This is a genomic window from Lysobacter sp. 2RAF19, assembly GCF_052115395.1.
GTDB lineage: Bacteria > Pseudomonadota > Gammaproteobacteria > Xanthomonadales > Xanthomonadaceae > Noviluteimonas.
The window spans coordinates 106,847-124,019 of record NZ_JBFRGO010000001.1; the positions used below are offsets into that span (position 1 = coordinate 106,847).

At 64.9% G+C, this 17,173-nt stretch carries 15 protein-coding genes and 1 tRNA gene; 4 read left to right on the forward strand and 12 right to left on the reverse strand.

Going from position 1 to position 17,173, the window contains the following annotated elements; genetic code table 11:
- Window positions 1–6 precede the first annotated feature (6 nt).
- The 5 genes from AB4059_RS00650 to AB4059_RS00670 form a co-directional block, all read right to left on the reverse strand.
- On the reverse strand, window positions 7–1,116 hold the full coding sequence (locus AB4059_RS00650; protein WP_498975644.1) for an HlyD family secretion protein: 1,110 nt from the start codon (window positions 1,114–1,116) through the stop codon (window positions 7–9).
- Entirely contained in the window at window positions 1,113–2,636 is a 1,524-nt protein-coding gene (locus AB4059_RS00655) for an efflux transporter outer membrane subunit (RefSeq protein WP_498975646.1), read from the reverse strand. The genes AB4059_RS00650 and AB4059_RS00655 overlap by 4 nt, the downstream gene beginning before the upstream one ends.
- A 7-nt stretch (window positions 2,637–2,643) precedes the next feature.
- A complete protein-coding gene (locus tag AB4059_RS00660; protein ID WP_498975648.1) occupies window positions 2,644–3,933 on the reverse strand; it encodes an AI-2E family transporter in 1,290 nt (429 codons plus the stop codon).
- 1,065 nt (window positions 3,934–4,998) lie between these two features.
- Window positions 4,999–6,219, reverse strand: coding sequence for an LssY C-terminal domain-containing protein (locus AB4059_RS00665; RefSeq protein ID WP_498975650.1), 1,221 nt, complete (start codon window positions 6,217–6,219; stop codon window positions 4,999–5,001).
- Window positions 6,220–6,224: 5 nt separating this feature from the next.
- Window positions 6,225–7,508, reverse strand: a complete 1,284-nt coding sequence (locus AB4059_RS00670) for an LssY C-terminal domain-containing protein (RefSeq protein ID WP_498975653.1) — start codon at window positions 7,506–7,508, stop codon at window positions 6,225–6,227.
- Window positions 7,509–7,717: 209 nt separating this feature from the next.
- Here AB4059_RS00670 and AB4059_RS00675 point away from each other — a divergent pair, with 209 nt between their 5' ends.
- Window positions 7,718–8,320, forward strand: a complete 603-nt coding sequence (locus tag AB4059_RS00675; protein WP_498975655.1) for an SRPBCC family protein — start codon at window positions 7,718–7,720, stop codon at window positions 8,318–8,320.
- Window positions 8,321–8,672: 352 nt separating this feature from the next.
- Here AB4059_RS00675 and AB4059_RS00680 read toward each other — a convergent pair whose 3' ends face one another.
- The 4 genes from AB4059_RS00680 to AB4059_RS00695 form a co-directional block, all read right to left on the reverse strand.
- Window positions 8,673–11,006: a Tex family protein gene (locus AB4059_RS00680; protein ID WP_498975657.1), complete on the reverse strand. Its 2,334-nt coding sequence runs from the start codon at window positions 11,004–11,006 to the stop codon at window positions 8,673–8,675.
- A gap of 205 nt (window positions 11,007–11,211) precedes the next feature.
- A complete protein-coding gene (locus AB4059_RS00685; protein ID WP_498975659.1) occupies window positions 11,212–11,625 on the reverse strand; it encodes a hypothetical protein in 414 nt (137 codons plus the stop codon).
- Entirely contained in the window at window positions 11,622–12,137 is a 516-nt protein-coding gene (locus AB4059_RS00690; protein WP_498975661.1) for a hypothetical protein, read from the reverse strand. The genes AB4059_RS00685 and AB4059_RS00690 overlap by 4 nt, the downstream gene beginning before the upstream one ends.
- A 21-nt stretch (window positions 12,138–12,158) precedes the next feature.
- A complete protein-coding gene (locus AB4059_RS00695) occupies window positions 12,159–12,623 on the reverse strand; it encodes a hypothetical protein (protein WP_498975663.1) in 465 nt (154 codons plus the stop codon).
- Window positions 12,624–12,818: 195 nt separating this feature from the next.
- On the opposite strand from AB4059_RS00695, the gene AB4059_RS00700 reads away from it, so the two are divergent.
- Window positions 12,819–13,916, forward strand: coding sequence for a TolB family protein (locus AB4059_RS00700; protein WP_498975665.1), 1,098 nt, complete (start codon window positions 12,819–12,821; stop codon window positions 13,914–13,916).
- Between the two features lie 48 nt (window positions 13,917–13,964).
- Here the strand turns inward: AB4059_RS00700 and AB4059_RS00705 are convergent.
- The 3 genes from AB4059_RS00705 to metX form a co-directional block, all read right to left on the reverse strand.
- Window positions 13,965–14,051: transfer RNA gene (locus AB4059_RS00705), tRNA-Leu, on the reverse strand.
- Window positions 14,052–14,096: 45 nt separating this feature from the next.
- Window positions 14,097–14,711 (reverse strand): cysteine dioxygenase family protein, encoded by a 615-nt coding sequence (locus AB4059_RS00710; protein ID WP_498975667.1) that lies wholly within the window; start codon window positions 14,709–14,711, stop codon window positions 14,097–14,099.
- A gap of 51 nt (window positions 14,712–14,762) precedes the next feature.
- Window positions 14,763–15,878 (reverse strand): homoserine O-acetyltransferase MetX, encoded by a 1,116-nt coding sequence (gene metX, locus AB4059_RS00715; protein WP_498975669.1) that lies wholly within the window; start codon window positions 15,876–15,878, stop codon window positions 14,763–14,765.
- Between the two features lie 389 nt (window positions 15,879–16,267).
- Here metX and AB4059_RS00720 point away from each other — a divergent pair, with 389 nt between their 5' ends.
- Window positions 16,268–16,537, forward strand: coding sequence for a hypothetical protein (locus AB4059_RS00720; protein WP_498975671.1), 270 nt, complete (start codon window positions 16,268–16,270; stop codon window positions 16,535–16,537).
- Window positions 16,538–16,613: 76 nt separating this feature from the next.
- Window positions 16,614–17,138: a CcdC protein domain-containing protein gene (locus AB4059_RS00725; protein WP_498975673.1), complete on the forward strand. Its 525-nt coding sequence runs from the start codon at window positions 16,614–16,616 to the stop codon at window positions 17,136–17,138.
- Window positions 17,139–17,173: the final 35 nt, after the last annotated feature.

Below are 17,173 nucleotides of genomic sequence, written 5' to 3' on the forward strand. Positions count from 1 at the left end.
CGGTCGTCAGTACGCGTAGGACAGCAGGCTCGCCGCGCGGATGTAGAGCTTGCCGAGCAGGCGCAGGATCCCGCTGCCCTCTCCGTAGGCGATGACGGAGGCTTGTCCGCCGACGCGCAGCGCACCGCGCAGCGCTGGATCCTGTCGCGCGTCGAAGCCGACGATGACGGGAAATCGCTGCGATTGCCGCAGCCAATCGCGACTGTTGTCGATCGAAGGCAAGGTGCCCGGCGGCGGCGCATTGCCGGCGCTGACGCCCAGGCCGATGCTGCGCACGCGGCCCTTGAACACGCGCCCGGGGAGCGCATCGAACACGATGTCCACCGCAGTGCCCACGCGCATGTGGCCGAGGTTGTTTTCAGTGAACTCGGCGTTGATCCACACGTCGCCGATCGCGACCAGCGTCAGCACGGGACTGCCCGTGCCGGCATACAGGCCCACGTCGGTGCGCAGATCGGTGATGACACCAGCCGAGGGCGCCTTGACCACTGTGCTTGCCAGGTCCAGCTCCGCTTTGTCGACCGCGGTGACTGCGGTTTCGAGCACCGTGTTCTCGTCGACGTCGTCGCCGCCCATCTGTTCGATGGCGCGGCGGATGTCGGCTTCGGCCGCAGCCACTTGCGCGGTGGCCTGTTGCAGGCCCGCATCGGCGATTTCCTGGCGGCGCACGGAGACGGTGCCTTCGTCCTCTTCCCGCAGGCGACGCAGGCGCATCGCATCCTGTCGCGCGGCCAGCTCGCCCGCGCGTGCGGCGCGGAGCTTGGCGCGGGATGCTTCCACCGTCGCAGTGCCGGCGCCGACCTGCTTGTGCGCATTGGCCAGATCCGAGCGCGCCTTGGCCAGCGCGATGCGGTATTGGGAAGGGTCGACTTCGAACAACACTTGCCCGGCCTTCACCGCCTGGTTGTTGGCGACCGCGATTTTCGTCACCGCACCGGGGACGGTCGGCGCGACGCCGACGACGAAGCCTTCGATCCTGGCCTGCGAGGTGTACGGCGTGTAGCGATCGGCGAACAGATACAACACGAGGCTGAAGGCGATCACCACGGCGATGATGCGCCCGCCTTTCCCGACGGTCGCCCTGGCATCCCCGGGGGCTGGCTGTGCTTCGCTCATTTCGCGTCGTCCGTCGGTAGCGGGGCGCGCAACAGATCGCCCCAATGCGTCCTGTTTTCCATCGTCGTGCGCGTTTGCCCGGGCACGATGTCGTCCATCGGCATGTCCACCCATCCACCGCCGACCGCCTTGTACATCGTGATCACGGCGCTGATGTGCGCGCTGTCGTTGAGCAGTTCGCGTTCGTCCTGGGAGAACAGGACCCGCTGCGCGTCCAGGACGCGATCGAATCCCGCATAGCCTTCCCGGTAAAGCGTGTTCGCAAGTTCGAGCGAACGCTCCGCCGCGCGCGCCGCATCGTGCAGCGGCATCTGCTGTTCGCCGCTCTTGACCACGCTGATTGCCGCATCGTCCATCTCCTGCGCCGCGAGCAGCGCGCTGTTCTGGAACAGCGCGATCGATGCCTGCAGGCGCGCATCCTGCAGGCGCACGTTGTTGCGAATGCGGCCGTGGTCGAACAGATTCCAGGTCAGCGCGGGGCCGGCGGTGATGCGCGTGATATCTGGCGTCCCGTCCAGCGTATCGGAGGACCATCCGATGCTCCCCAGCAGCGTGATGGCCGGGAAGTAATCGGCCTTCGCGATGCCGATCTGCGCCGACTGCGCGGCGACCTGCCATGCGGCCGTGCGGACATCCCGGCGACGCAGCAGCAGTTGTGCCGGAAACTGCCCGATCACCGCCTTCTCGACGACCGGCAGTGGGCCGCCAACCGATGCCAGTTCCGGCAGTTCGCCCGGCGGCCGCCCAAGCACGGCGCACAGTGCGTTGCGCAACCTGACCAGATCGGCTTCCTGCTCCGGGATGGTCGCGAAGGTCCCGAGGTATTGCGCTTTGGCCTGCTGCAGGTCCAGCTCCGATTCCTGACCCTCAAGGTACAGGCGCTCGGTGATGTCCAGGCTGCGCTTCTGGATGGCGGCGTTGTTCTTCGCGATCTCGATGCGCAGCAAGGTCGTGCGATAGCCGTAATACAGCATGGCCACCTGCGCGCTCAGCAGCACCTGTACGTCCTGCTGGTTGGTGATCGATGCGAAGAACCCCGCTTCCGCCGATTCGACGCCGCGCCGGAAACGCCCCCAGAAATCCAGCTCCCACGCCAGGTCGAAGCCGGCGCCGTACGCGGTGAAGTGCTCGTGCTTGCCTGAACCTGTTCCTCCGCTCTGGCGATCGTCGACGTAGGTGGCTGCTCCGCTGAGTTGCTGCACTTGCGGGAACTGGTTGCTGCCGGCGATGCCGAGTGCGGCGCGGCTCTCCAGGATCCGCAAGCCTGCGATGCGCAGCGATGGATTCTCGCGACGCGCGGTTTCGATCAGCCCGTTCAGCACCGGGTCGTTGAAGGCCTGCCACCAGAAACGCAGGTCGACCTGCATCTGCTGGTCGGCGTTTCCGAGCTGGCCGTAGAGGTCGGACTGCCAGGTCTTCAACCAGCCGACTTCCGGCTCCTGGTAGTCCGGCCCAAGCGTGACGCAGCCTTCGAGCAACACGACAGACGCAAGGATCAACGCGGTGCCGACGCGTCGCATGCTGCGATTACCCGGGAGTGTCGTCGGTGTGCGCGATCGCAGCGGGCGCCGTCGCGCCCGCCTCGGGCACCCCACGATCGACCCACTGTATGAAGATCTGATAGCCCACGGCCAGCAGCACCGCACCCAGGAACAGGCCGGCCATGCCGCCGGTCACCATGCCGCCGATGGCGCCGATGAGGATCACCAGCATCGGCGCATCCACGCCGCGTCCGAGCAACATCGGCTTGAGCACGTTGTCGGCCAGGCCGGCCACGATGAACCACGTGCTGAAGAGGACCTTGAAGATGGTCGAGCTTCCATCCTCCGCCATCCACAGATACGCCACCGCCGGAATCGAGACGAGCAGCGCGGGCAGTTGGAGAATGCCGAGGAACATTGCGATCAGCGCGAGCACGCCCGCCCCCGGAACGCCGGCGAGCACGAAACCCACACCCAGCAGGATGGCCTGGATGAAGGCGACGCCCACCACGCCGGTCGCGACCGAACGGATCGTGGCGATGCAGAGGACCTGCAATTGCGGTCCCTGCTCGACACTGGTCAAACGTATGAGGATGCGTCGGAATACGTTGCCTGCCGCGTCCGCGTAAACCATCAGGATGCCGGCCACGACGATGGCGAGGAGGAACATGCCCGCCGTCTTCGCACCGCCGGCGGCCATCGACAGCACCTTCTTCGCGTAGCCCTTGATCACTTCGCGATTCTGTTTCAGGAATTTCGGCAAGTTGTTCGACGCGGCATTCCAGGTGGCGAACACACGAGAACCGATGATCGGCCACTGCGCGACCTTTGGATCGGGGGACTTGAGGGCCAGCGTGTCGCTTTCCACCCGGTCGTAGACCTCGCTCAACTCGGTGGTGATGGCCCCACCCAGCAACGCGATCGGCGTGCCGAGCAACAACAGGCTCGACAGCACGAGCGCGGTGGCGGACCACCCACGCCTTCCGCCGAACCATCGGACTACGCGCAGGTAAAGGGGATACAGCGCGATGGCCAGGATCATGGCCAGCGTCAACAGGCGGGCGAACGGGGAGAACACCCGCACGCTCAAGTACACCAACAGAACGATCAGCACGACCCGGAGCAACGTGTCCGTCAGGTCGTGGGTCACCAGCTTGCGAAGGGTGGACTGGTCGACTTGCATCGGATTTCCTCCGGGCCGCCGAATCGCGATGGTCTCATCTCGACGCCGGCGCCTGAATTGGCCGTTGGACCAATCCCCCCGATCAGGTGTCGGATGCGACCCGCTCGCCGCTGTCATGGCTGAGCCAACTTGCGAACGGCATGCGCTGGTCATCGACCATCGCCGGGGGTTGCCAGGTCCTCTTCCAGGAAGCGCAGCAGTGCCTCCAGAAGCGCCTCGCGGGGATACGCGTTCTGCGTCACGAACATCGAACCGATCAGCGGGTGCGTGCGGGAAATCGGCACTGCGACCGCCCAGTGGTCGGCATTGAGATAGCCGACGAGCGCGCTGCCCGGCACGAGCTGGTCGTAGAAAATCACCTGACTGTCGTTGCGCGCGTCGATGCGCGCCAGCTTCCTGTAACTCGATTTGAGGATCGACGAAATGCGCTCCGGTTGCGGGAACGTGGCGAGCGAGTAGTAGTGCACGTCGACCGGCAAGGGATGTTCCGCGAGCCAGGCGTGGCGCGTCGCGGGCCGCAGGCTCGCCACGCCGCCGCCATCGCCCGAGCCGCAGGTGGCGCCCGGGAAATGCCGTAATAGGTCCGCCTGGTATTGCTCGGCATCATCCGCCAGTGCAGAACCACCGATTGAACCTGCCGCGCTGAGGACCGCCGCCACCCGGCTGCGGATCTCCGGATACGTCACGATCGCTTCAAGGATATCGGGCGCGCCCTTCGAATAGCCGATCAGCACCAAGCGCGGCGGCGCCGTCGCATCGAACGGCATGGCCATGATCGCGTCGCGGATCTGGCGCGCATTCGTGGCGGTGCCCGACAACGCGTCGACCTTCAGCAAGGTCAGGTCGTATCCGAAGCGACGCACGTGCTCGGCCGTGGTGCCGGGCGCTTCGAGCCATTTCTCGAAGCACTCGTATCCGATGCCCGGGACCAGCGCCGCAACCAGGTGCCGTTTCGACATCCCCAAATCAACGGGCCGACCCGTGCCGACAGACTCAACGCCGACGCGGGTCAGTGCTTCTTCGCAGGGTCGATAGTCCGGAAGCGACCGGCCGTGCGCCTCCAACACCGCGCAGTAGGTCTCGCGAAAACGCGCGCGCTTGTCTTGCAGGCCCGCGTGGATCGTCGGTGCGATCTCGGTGGAATAAGGCACCCCGGTCGTGGCGCATGCGCCAAGCACCAGGCATGCCGCAACGATGATCGCGCGGGCGATGCCGGAGTCATTCGTGTGCATCGTTGCCTCGCTTGCTTCTGGTGCCTTCGCCTCGCTCCAGTAACGGCACCCAGTCAAGGATCTCGATGTCGCCCAGACTGAGCGGACGCGTGCCGAAGAACAACACTGCGCGAAGGCCATCGGTGTCGTAGTGCGCGCCATCGAACGTCGCCTTCGACGCGCCGGCTTGGCCGGCGCCGGTGATGAACCCGAGCTTTTCCAACCCACCCGAATACATCATGTCCTGCACCATGAAGTTCCTGGCCTCGTCGACAGCATGGTGCAGGAGGGGGCTGCGTGCTTCGCCGGACGCGAAGCGGCCGCCGACCGGCCGCCCGACCTGCGCGACGAAGACGGGCTTGCCGTCGAACAGCAGCGGCGTGGCCCACGCACGTATCCAGGTGGCCGACGAGCCGGTCTGCGCCTGTTTGCGTCCGACGATATCCGGCGCCCGTGCGAATACGCGCTGGGCCTGGTCGGACGCACGTGCATCGCGCCGGTAGTCGCGCCGGATGGTTGCGGCGCCGATGTCGGCCATCGAGCCGATGAAGACCGCGTTCAGAGGATCGCCCTGCGCCGACCCGCCGGCATCGGTCGCACAGCACGGCAACCGCTCGAGCGCCCATCGAAGCGCATCGAGGTCGGTGTAGTCGACGACCTGCGCCTGCGGATATTCGAATGTGAGCGGCGCGGGCCCGACATGGTCGTCCGGATGCAGGAACAGAGAGAAGGGAATCAGCGTTTTCCTGCCGAACAGATCGATGTTGACCAGTGTCGTCCCACGTTGCGGATTGATGAAGATGATGCCCGCGTGCGTCGCGCCGGGCGGGACGGGATTCACGAACGCGGCGTCCTGGACGATCTGGTCGATGCGCGCGTTTGTTCCTCCCGCAAATGCCCGGTGCATCGACCACGCCACTTCCAGCGGCGAGAAGTAATCCGGGTCGGTGCCCGACCGCAGCAACCACAGCGGTTGGGCCGAACGATTTTCGACTTCGATCCAGATGGGTTCGACGTTGGCCTTTTCGATGTCGGGGCCGAACATCTGCCGACTGGTCTGCGCGCCCACGACTACGGCACTGACGCGCACGTTTTCCCTCGCCGTCGCCGTCGTGGCGCGGGCGCGCAGCGCAGCATCGTCGACCCCAGGCGGCGCTTGCCACATCGCGCAGCCGACCAGCGCGAGAGACAGCGCCCCCTGTGCGATCGCGCGAAGCAGCAGCGACAAAGCCATCACCGCGCGCCTTTCGCGTGCGTCACACCGAGGATGTCGTCCGCGAAGAACTCGATCTGCTCCAGGGAGGTCGGCGCATTGTCGAACACCATGACGAGACGCAATCCGTCGGTGTAATACGGATCGGTCGTGAGGTTCTCGCGCGGTGCGGCGCGCGGCGCGGCGACGACGCCACGGGCATATCCGATCTTCACCAAGCCTTCCGAGTACGCCATGTCCTCGCCCAGCGCACCACGCGCCTCGTCGACGTCCGGATCGATCTTGTGCGTGGTGAGCGTTGGCGAATGGATCGTGAGTCGACTGCCGATGTCGCGGCTGATCTGGCCCACCCAGACCGGCTTGCCCTGGTAACGCATCGCACTCAGCCACAGCCGCAGGTGATTGCGCTGGTGGATGTTGTCTCGCGCCTTCTGCAACGCGAAGTCCTGGGCGCGTCCAAAGAAATACAGATCGCTGATCGGCGCATAGGCATAGGGTTCGCCCGAGAGGGCGGACGTGACCATCTTCGCGATCGAGCCCGTCCATTTCTGCTCGGTCGGACGCCAGCCGCGACGCACGAAAGCGGGGAGCACATCGTCGAACCCACCCACGACGACCAGATTGAGGGGATCCCCGTTCCGGTCGCCCTGCTTGTTCGTGACGCAGCACGGCAGGCGCGCGACTGCCTGCAGGAACGCGGCATCGTCGCCGAAATCCACGACCTCGCCCTGACCGGGCATCTCGTGCCTGAAGATTCCGCTGACATGGTAGTCCGCGCGGAACCCGGGAATGATCGTGAGGATCGAGAAGGATTTGGTGCGCTGGCTGGCGACCAGATCGATCTGGACAAGCTTCCCGCCCTCGTCGAGGTGCGTCAGCACGAACCCGGAGACCGTCGTCCCCGGACGAACGGGATTGTGGAATGCGAGCTCACCGAATCGCCGGTCGAGCGCTGCGACCTGCTCACGCGAATCGCCCGATGCGAAGGTTTCGGCCGTCTCCGAAGCAGGAAAGAAATTCGGGTCCAGTCCCGGCGACATCAGGTAGTAGGCGCGGTCGTCATGGTTCTCCACTTCGATCCAGACCGGCTGGATGGATTTCTTCGCCAAAGGCACGCCGTAGACCGCTGCGCTCTCCTCGGACGACAATGCCGCGGTGGAGACACGCACCCGCCCGTCGACGCGCGTCACCGCCCGCTGCTTGTAATCGGCGACATCGCGGACCGCCGCAGCCGTGGACGCGCAGCCTGCGAGCGCTGCCGACACGACCGCGGCGGCGAGCCACCAGCCATGCAAGCTCTTCATTCGCAACCAAGTCATCTGTGGCGGATGGCGCCACCACGCAAGTCCAACGGCGCGCATGTTTGTCGACGGACACGCGATCGCGCGTCTGCAGAGCTTGAGGAACTCAGACTGGGTGCGACGCATGCAAGCGTTCATGGCTTGACCTTGCCATTGCTTTGGCATCGAATCCGGAAGTGCCCAGCATTCCACACAGATTCGAAACCTCACTGGTGTGCGTCTTCCTGCAAGCGGCGTTGTCGATGCCGTTCGGCGCCCAGGCCCAGCAGTGGCGGACTGTCAGCGACAAGGACGATATCCGAATTGAGCGCCGGAGTATTCCGGGCGAGCGGTACGACGAACTTCGCCTCAGCACCTCGCTGAATGCTTCGCCGAAGGCGATCGCTGGCTATCTGTTCGGAAACTTTCTCGATCAGAGCAACAAAAACGTGACGCGCACTTTCATTCGACGCGGCCGGGACGTGACCATTTGGTCGGACGTTCTCAGGTTATCGATGATGCGCGCCCGCTGCTACTCCGTACGCTTCGAGCGACACAACTTTGCCAATGGCGAAATCCGGGTGACATTCGCCTCCCTCGACTTCATCGGCAAGAAGCCGATGCCCGACTGCATCGCGCTGCACTCGCGCGGCGAATGGATCATGACGCCGACGAATGCGAAGACACGGTTGACCTACGTATCACTCACGGATATCGGCGGCAACGTTCCGGTTTTCCTCGCAGACCACTCGCTTTCATCGGCTGCGGTCCTGAGTATCCGCAAGGTCGTCGCGGGTGCATCTGGCCTGCCTCTGCCTGAGGGAATCGCCGACTGAACGCCAAGCAGGCACATTGGGGCTCTACGGGCTACGCGAGGCGCCGACGAAGTTGACTGGGGAGCGTGCATCTACGCGCTAGATGTGGAGGGTCGAATCGATGCATTGCGTGAGAGAAAAACGCACGTTCTGAAAAGCAAACAAGAATTGAGGTCGTTCGGGTCACGGCGTAAGGCACCTAGCTCCGCGGCCAAATCCGTCGGAAGCGAAAAGTAGGAATCGACGCGGACGTCACGATTGGACATTGGCTTGGCCGAATGGGTTGTCGCGAAGGATAGCGAATGTCCGCTTTGGGTCGAAAGCGGTCGTTTGCGGCGAGGCAATTGAAGCGCGCTCTCCCGCCTTCCCACCATCAATCCCGCTTCGCGCGAGCAAACGCGGCAGCAAGCGCGTTATTCGCCGGCGCCTGCACAGCCCCCGGAACACGGGCGCCACGCCCATCGTCCCGCTTGCCCCTGTCCGGCGCATCACGCTTCGGCTCACGCACGGCCGGCGGCGTGTCGTCGAGCCGCCGCGTGAGCGCGATGCGCTTGCGCTGCACATCGACCTCCAACACGCGCACCTTGACGATGTCCCCCGACTTGACCACCTCGCGCGGATCCTTGACGAACTTGTCCGCCAACGCCGAGATGTGGATCAACCCATCCTGGTGCACGCCGATGTCGACGAACGCACCGAACGCCGCGACATTGCTGATGACCCCCTCGAGGATCATGCCGACCTTGAGATCCTTGATGTCCTCCACGCCGTCGGCGAAACGCGCCGCCTTGAACTCGGGGCGCGGATCGCGGCCCGGCTTCTCCAGCTCCTTGAGAATGTCGCGCACGGTCGGCTCACCGAATTGCGCGTCGGTGAACTGCGCCGCCTTCAGGCCACGCAACAACGCGGCATCGCCGATCAGCTGCTTCACTTCGCACCCGCACTTTTCGAGGATGCGCGCGACCACCGGGTACGCTTCGGGGTGGACGGACGACGCGTCGAGCGGCTGGTCGCCATCGGCGATGCGCAGGAAGCCCGCGCACTGCTCGAAGGTTTTCTCGCCCAGGCGCGGCACCTTCAGCAGGGCCTTGCGGTTCTGGAAGGCGCCATTGGCGTCGCGATACTCGACGATGTTCTCGGCCACCGTCGACGACAAACCCGATACACGCGTCAGCAGCGCGGCAGACGCCGTGTTGACGTCCACGCCCACGGCGTTCACGCAATCCTCCACGCGCGCATCCAGCGCACGGGCGAGGCGATATTGATCGACATCGTGCTGATACTGGCCGACGCCGATCGCCTTGGGTTCGATTTTCACAAGCTCGGCAAGCGGGTCCTGCAGGCGCCGCGCGATCGACACGGCGCCGCGCAGCGTGACGTCGAGGTTCGGAAATTCCCTGGCCGCGAGTTCGGAGGCCGAATACACCGACGCGCCGGCTTCGCTGACCACGAGCTTCTGCAGTCCGGCCACCGGCGCGCGCTGGATCAGCTCGCCGGCGAGCTTGTCGGTCTCGCGCGACGCGGTGCCGTTGCCGATGGCGATCAGCTCGACCCCGTGCCGCGCACACAGCGCATGCAGCACCGCGAGCGACTGATCCCATTGGCGCCTGGGTTCGTGCGGATAGATCGTCGCCGTCTCGACGACCTTGCCGGTGCGATCCACCACGGCGACTTTCACGCCCGTGCGCAGGCCCGGATCGAGACCGAGCACGGCCTTCGGGCCGGCGGGCGCGGAGAGCAACAAATCCTTGAGGTTGTCGCCGAAGACCTGGATCGCCTCGGCTTCGGCCTTCTCGCGTGCCTGCGAGAACAGATCCAACAGCAAGTGCAGGTGCAGTTTCGCTTTCCACGTCAGCCGGCAGGTATCCTGCAGCCACTTGTCCGCGGGCCGGCCCTGCGCCTTGACGCCGACATGATGCGCAACACGTCCTTCCGCCAGCAGATGTCCGGCCTCTGCATCGGGGCCGGGGTCGAGGTCGATGAACAGGATCTCTTCGCGGCGCCCGCGGAACAGCGCAAGCAAACGGTGCGACGGAATGCGGGCGAGCGATTCGCGATGATCGAAGTAATCGCGGTACTTCGCGCCTTCGGCTTGCTTCCCTTCGGCCACGCGCGAGCGGATCACGCCCACCTCGTGCAGCCATGCGCGCAGCTCGCCCACGAGCGCAGCATCCTCGCCCCAGCGTTCCATCAGGATCCAGCGCGCGCCGTCCAGCGCGGCCTTCGCGTCGGCGACGCCCTTGTCGGCATCCACGAAGCGCGCCGCACAGTCCTCTGGCACCTGCGTCGGATCGCCGAGGAGCGCATCGGCCAACGGCTCCAGCCCCGCCTCGCGCGCAATCTGCGCCTTGGTCCGCCGCTTGGGCTTGTAGGGCAGGTACAGATCTTCCAGGCGCGACTTCGAGTCCGCGGCCTCGATGTCCGCCCGCAGGGCATCGGTGAGCTGGCCCTGCTCGGCGATGCTGGCGAGCACCGCGGCGCGGCGATCCTCGAGTTCGCGCAGATAGCCCAGGCGCGTTTCGAGGTTGCGCAGTTGCGTGTCGTCCAGCCCCCCGGTCACTTCCTTGCGATAGCGCGCGATGAAGGGCACCGTCGCGCCCTCGTCGAGCAGGGCGATGGCGGCCAGCGCCTGGGTGGCCTGGGCACCGATCTCGACGGCGATGGTGGACGCGATCTGGCGGGCGAGCTGCGGGGACATCTGAGGCATTGCGGCGGTCTGCGTGCTACGGGAGTGCTGGGCCGATTGTGGCAATGCCTCGGGCGTCGCGTAAGGATTGACAGGGCGGCGGATTGCAAGTCCGCTTTCGGCCAGAACCAGTCACACGCACCTGGTTCTACATCACTCCAGAACGTTGGGGTCGGCGACCACGCCATCCACGATGAGGAGCGTGCCCTTGGGCACAGACGATTGATCAGTCACTACCTTGGGACAGGTGTTCGTAGGTTCGGCGCAACCAGCCTTCCGCGTTCGGGCCGAAGTCGCACCCCGGCATCCGCTGTTCGCTTTGAACAATCGAGAGGATTTCCAATCGCAATGCCTCAAGCTGCGGATCGCCAAGCGGCCCAGCCAGGAACATGTCGAACTCGTCGTGATAGCCGGTGTCGTCGAGGTCCAGCGCATTGGCAAGTGCGGCAATCACTCGCTGCCGGGACCAGTTGCGAGGCTTCCGCGTCACCAAGACTGCCCACACAACAGCGAGTCCGAGCAAAACCGCGATTTCATCAACATGATTTAGGTTGCTCCAATCGGCTGAGCCTGGATGTTCTTCGCTGACCGCAATGGCTTGCTCCTCGAACGAGAACTGCGGAAACGCCTCGTCCGTCAAGCCTTGTCACTGATGTCCTCCAAGGTGATGAACTTCTCGTCTCCCCGGCCTGTCACAACCAATTCAACGAGGATCGCCTTGCCATTATTGGTTGACGCGCGCACCTCGATGAGGGCGAGCAACCCAGTCTTGTTGGACGTGTAGTAGCCGATGTTCGGGGGGTGTCCATCTGCATGGACAAGCGATGTTGCACCCACTGAAACGAGCGCCGATGCCAGGTCTGCTTGAATCGCCGTCGCCAGGTCTCGGACACGTGCCATCGCGTAACCGAAGCGTTTCGCCAAGACTTGAACGTTGCCGGTCGTGAGGAGCGAAAGCGCCTCGACGCCTAGCGCCGCCAGGGAGGCTTCATCAAATTGGTTATCAGCAATCTGCATGCCGGCCGGATCGTGCCAGAAAGTCAGCGAGCGCGCTCGACTTGCTGGTCGAGCGTTCCATGAGCCGGCATCGGCGCGAACCTTTTCGGCGGGGACGATAGCGGATCGGTGACGAGGGATTTCCTTGTGCCGCATGCTCGCGTTGGTGACGCGTACTCAATGCGCAAGGCCTTCCCCTCGCGCTCTGATGTTGTCACGGAGACGATCGTTGAGATCCCGAAACGCACGCACGAGACCGTCGCAAGCTTCCTTCGAAACCCCGCACTTGATCGACATCTCGACGGTGACCACGCCTTCCTTCTCGACGAAGACGCGCTTCACCATCGACGGGTGCAGCACGTTTTTTGGCGTCGTGATGGACCAGAGCACATGCTCCGCCTGATCGTCGATGATGATCCAATCGTTTTTGGACCACTCGGTGACGCCGGGTTTTCCGCGCAGCGCCTCGAGTGCCGCTTCGGTGGAGGCGAAAGTAATCCCGGACGTGGAAGCTTCCGCAATCGGGGTCTGCGCCGACGCGCCCAAACTGCAGCCCAGCAAGAACGCGGCCACCCATCCACGAAAATTCAAAGTCGCGCTCCCCTCGCGAGTCAACGCGCGCTGCTTTCGCGCGGTGATCAAGCCTGAAGCGTTCACCCTTCCAGCGAACGCGATTCACCTCGGTTACTGCTAGCGGGCACGCACGTTATGCCGGCGTGGCGATGCATCAGCTCGATCAGCAAATCCGGCAACGTGCGTCCGGCGCGGTCGCGCGTGCTGTCCGATCGCACGCAAGGGCTGCGTAAGCGATAGGGGCGCAACCACACGGAGTACGTCATGCATCGTCCCCTCGCCATCGTCACCGGCCTGATCCTGTTGGCCGCCAGCGCCACGTGCGCCGCCCAGGTCAGCCGGATCAGTTTCACGCGCTCGACCTACAACGACGATTTCACCCTGCGCGCCTCGACGATCTATCGCATCAACGCCGACGGGTCCGGGCTCATGAACCTGGGGGCCTTGACCACGGGTATCTATCGCTTCTCTCCGATGTGGTCGCCCAACGGCGCGTCGATCGCGTACGTCTACGGCACGAGCGCATCGCCGGCCCTGAATGTCTACGTCATGACCAGCACCGGCGGCAGCCGCCACCGCGTCACGCTCGGCTCGGCGCGGCACACGCAGCCGGTGTGGAGTCCAGGCGGCACGCGCATCGCGTTCATCGCCGAAGGCGCCTCCGGTGCGTGCCTGGGCATCGTGGCGCCCGACGGAAGCGGGCAGCGCAATCTGTTCTGCCCGCCGGGCCCGGCCTACATCGACAACACGCCGCAGTGGTCGACCGACGGCACGCGCATCTTCATCTCGACCGGTTTCTACGGCCCGGGCCTGGAGCCGCCGTATCACTCGCGCGCTTGGAGCGTGAACGCAACTTCCGGTGCAGCGACCCTGCTTACCGAGCAAACGCTGGATGAGCCGCGTTCGGTGTATTTCAATCCGAATGGCACCTCGGGGCTGTATGCGAGCACCTACCAGAACCGGCCCATCGACGCGGTCAACTTCGCGACCGACGTGCTGGTGCCGCGCACGACCGGCTACGGGCCGAAGTGGAACCGCACCGGCACGCGCTTCGCCTATACCAAGTCGGGTTCGACGGGCGCGCCGGATTTCAATTCCTACGACCACGTCTGGGTCATGTCCGCCGACGGCAGCACCGACACCGAAGTCACGATGCCCATCGTGGACAATATCGAGTACGACGCCGTCAAGTGGTCGCGCGACGGCACGCGCATCCTGACCAACCGTACGGTGTTCGCGCCGAGCTCGCCGGGCAGCGGGACGTACACGGGCACGCCGGCGATGCGGATCTTCAACGTCGCAACCAGCGCGTACACGTCGCTGCCGAACGGGGCGGCGTCGGATTGGTATCAGTCGCCTTGATCGAACGTCGGACACAAAAAAGCCCCGCGTTGTCGGCGGGGCTTTGTTTGGTGCCGGAAGTGGGACTCGAACCCACACGCTTTTAAGGGCGGCGGATTTTGAGTCCGCTGCGTCTACCGATTCCGCCATTCCGGCGCGGGCGGGCAGTATAGCCCGGCTGTTCGCGCTTCAGAACCCGCCTCAGGCGGCTTCGTCGGTTTCCAGGATCGCGCTTTCGCGCACGAACCATTCGTCCTTCACGTTCGCGAACTTCGAGCAGCATTCCATCGGCGCCTTGTAGATGTGCAGCGAGATGGCGATGCGGTCGGGACTGGCGTTGCGGATGGTGTGGTACTCGTGCGGCGGGATCAGGCTGCCGGCGCTGCCGGGGCCGGCGTGCATGCCGCCGGCGGCGCGGAAGCGGAAACGCTCGCCTTCGCGGCCCAGCAACTCGTACTGCACGATTTCCAGCTGGCCGTCCCACACGCCTTCCACGCACCACAGGCCGGAGTGGTCGTGCAGCGGCGTGCCCTGGCCGGGGCCCCAGGTCATGCAGACGATGCTGTAGCCGTGCTCGGGGCTGCGATAGAGCTCGCGGCGGGCGTAGTGGTCGGTGATCGGCTCGTGCACGCAATCGGGCAGGCGCACGTCGCGGTCGCGGATCAGGCGGCACAGGGCGTCGCGCAGTGCGGCGGTGACCTTGTGCTCGTCGTCCTGCGCCACGGCCTCGTCGATCGCGGCGACCAGCTTGTCGCGGCCGGGGAAATCGACATCCGGGCAACAGGCGCTATCGGTGGCGGCGGGCGACGCGTTCATGGGCTTGTACCGGAAGGGGCGACGAGGGTCGGCAACAGGACGAAATTGTACTTAGACGCTTGCAAGGAAATCGCTAACCGCGGGCCCAAAACGGGCAATGTCCACGAGGAAGGCGTCGTGGCCCTGGGGGGACGGCAGGGGCAGGAAGGCCGAGTCGGCGCCCGCGGCCCGCAGCCCTTCGGCCACCTGTTGCTGTTGCTGGAGGGGGAAGAGGATGTCCGTTTCCACGCCGATGGCCAACGCGCGATCCACCCTGATCCGGCCCAGGCCGGCATCCACGTCGCCGTCTCCGTATTCGGCGAGATCGAACCAATCCATCGAACGGCTGAGGTAGAGGTAGCAGTTGGGGTCGAAGCTCCGCACGAATCGGCGCGCGTGGCCCTCCAGATAGCTCTCCACCTGGAACTCCAGGCCGAAGGGCTCGTCGTCGTCGCGACTGTCCGAATCCAACCGCACGCGACCGAACCGCCCATCCCATTCCAGCGCCGAGCGATAGGTAATCACCCCGAGCTTGCGCGCCATGCGCATCCCGGCCTCGGGGTAAACGTCCTCGGAGTAATCGCCGTGATTCCATTTCGGATCCAGGCGGATCGCCTCGCGCTGCAAAGAGCGAATGGCGATCGAAAACGGAAGCGCACGCGCGCTGCCCGAGATGTTGATGTGCGTGCGCGCGGAATTCGGATGCAGCAGCAGATAGGCGAGGGCGACCATGCCGCCCATCGAGTTGCCGATCACGCACGCGAGTGTGTCGATGCCGAAGGCTTTCACGACTTCATGGGCGGCATTCGCGCCGTCCTCCACGCTCAGATCCGGGAACGTGAGTCCATACCGTTCGTTCGTCTCCGGGTTCACCGACGCAGGCCCCGTGGACCCTTTGCAACTGCCGAGCGAATTGGTGCAGATGACGAACCATCGCTCCGTGTCGATGGGCTTGCCCGGCCCGACCATGTCTTCCCACCAACCCGGCTCGGCGTTGCCTGCATTCTTCGCCGCGTGCGCGTTCGGCGACAGCCCGGTGAGGATCAACACCGCGTTGTCGCGTGCAGCATTGAGGGTGCCCCAGGTTTCGTAGGCCATGCGGGCGTTGCGGAGTTCGCCGCCGCGTTTCATCGGGAAGGGCGAGGGCAGGGGGTGGAAGCGCGTGCCTTGCGGGATGAATTCGGTCATGGGGGGAAGTTTACTGGGAGCGTCGTCCTCTTCGGAGGGACGGCGCGCCGCGCCCTTTCATGGAAACGATCGGTTACCTGCAAAGCCTGCTTTGCAGCCCCCAAAGAAGGCTCGGGCGAAAAGCCCCTGATCGAAGCGACCCGCAAGGTGATGCCCCAGCGTTGGGAGTTTCAAATTTTTTTCCCAAAAAAAATTTGGAACTCACAACGTTCGGGCGGCGCGCCAATGCTGGAGGAACGCCCTTCACATGGGACCCAAGCCAGAGCCAAGCCGCCGAAGTCCCACAACCCACCGCCCATCCGAAACCCGCTGATATTCCGCGCGCCCCGGAGATAAGGTCCATAGTGCAGGGTGTTCTTGCCGACCGATCAATACCCAGGGGGTGGTTCGTGCTACTGCAACCCGACACCGCGTTGGACCTGGAGATCAAATCCTTCACCGGCACCCTGCGCCGCTGCTTCCGAGGCGCCGGCTGGGAAGCCGTGAGCTACTACGCCGCAGACGCCTGGTCGGCCGCCAACCGCGCCGACGCCAGCTGGCCCGAAGTCGAAGCACGCGTCCGCGCCGAATGGGACGCGACGGTGGCCGTGACACGCTTGCGCCAAATCGAAACCGCGCACCTGGTGAAGTCGCCTTCGACAGGCCCCTTGGCTTCGTAACCAGCGTCACCCCGCATTCGCACCGCGCATGGCGAGCTAACCGCTTCGCCGACACGCGTTGCCCGATATGCCGCTGTTGTTACTCCTCCCGATCGCAGTCCTCGCCCTGTTCGCACTCTGGGTCGTCCTGCTCCCGATCTCGCTGTGGGCCCGCTACAACGCCGGCACCGCACGCCGACGCGCGCAGCAATGGATCATCCGCGGCAACGCATGGCTACTCGCCATCTCCCTCCCCATCTTCCTGCTCACCGCCTGGCTCGCCTCACACTGGATGCACGCCGCCCTGCGCGACGGCTTGCTCGGCCTGCTACTCGGCGTCCTCGTCGGCATCGTGGGCCTGTGGCTGACGAAATTCGAACGCGACGCCAAAGGCCTCGTCTATACGCCCAATCGCTGGATCATCGTGGCACTCACCGCACTGGTGGCGTTACGAATCGCTGCCGGGTTGTGGATGACTTGGCGACACGCGACGAGTGGCGCCGTCGACACACTCACCGACTGGATCGATGCAGGCGCATGGACCGGCGTCGCCGGCGTCTTCCTCGGTTATGCACTGGCCTACACCTGGGGATTGCGAGCGCGATTGCCGCACCCGAAGTAGCGCCCCTGATCGAAGCGACCCGCAAGGTGCTGGAG

Coding starts and splice junctions, on each gene's coding strand:
- AB4059_RS00710 (WP_498975667.1), bottom strand. CDS start 14,711: ATGAACGCGTCGCCCGCCGCCACCGATAGCGCCTGTTGCCCGGATGTC.
- AB4059_RS00660 (WP_498975648.1), bottom strand. CDS start 3,933: ATGACCAGCGCATGCCGTTCGCAAGTTGGCTCAGCCATGACAGCGGCG.
- AB4059_RS00690 (WP_498975661.1), bottom strand. CDS start 12,137: ATGCGGCACAAGGAAATCCCTCGTCACCGATCCGCTATCGTCCCCGCC.
- AB4059_RS00670 (WP_498975653.1), bottom strand. CDS start 7,508: ATGAAGAGCTTGCATGGCTGGTGGCTCGCCGCCGCGGTCGTGTCGGCA.
- metX (WP_498975669.1), bottom strand. CDS start 15,878: ATGACCGAATTCATCCCGCAAGGCACGCGCTTCCACCCCCTGCCCTCG.
- AB4059_RS00655 (WP_498975646.1), bottom strand. CDS start 2,636: ATGCGACGCGTCGGCACCGCGTTGATCCTTGCGTCTGTCGTGTTGCTC.
- AB4059_RS00700 (WP_498975665.1), top strand. CDS start 12,819: ATGCATCGTCCCCTCGCCATCGTCACCGGCCTGATCCTGTTGGCCGCC.
- AB4059_RS00650 (WP_498975644.1), bottom strand. CDS start 1,116: ATGAGCGAAGCACAGCCAGCCCCCGGGGATGCCAGGGCGACCGTCGGG.
- AB4059_RS00680 (WP_498975657.1), bottom strand. CDS start 11,006: ATGCCTCAGATGTCCCCGCAGCTCGCCCGCCAGATCGCGTCCACCATC.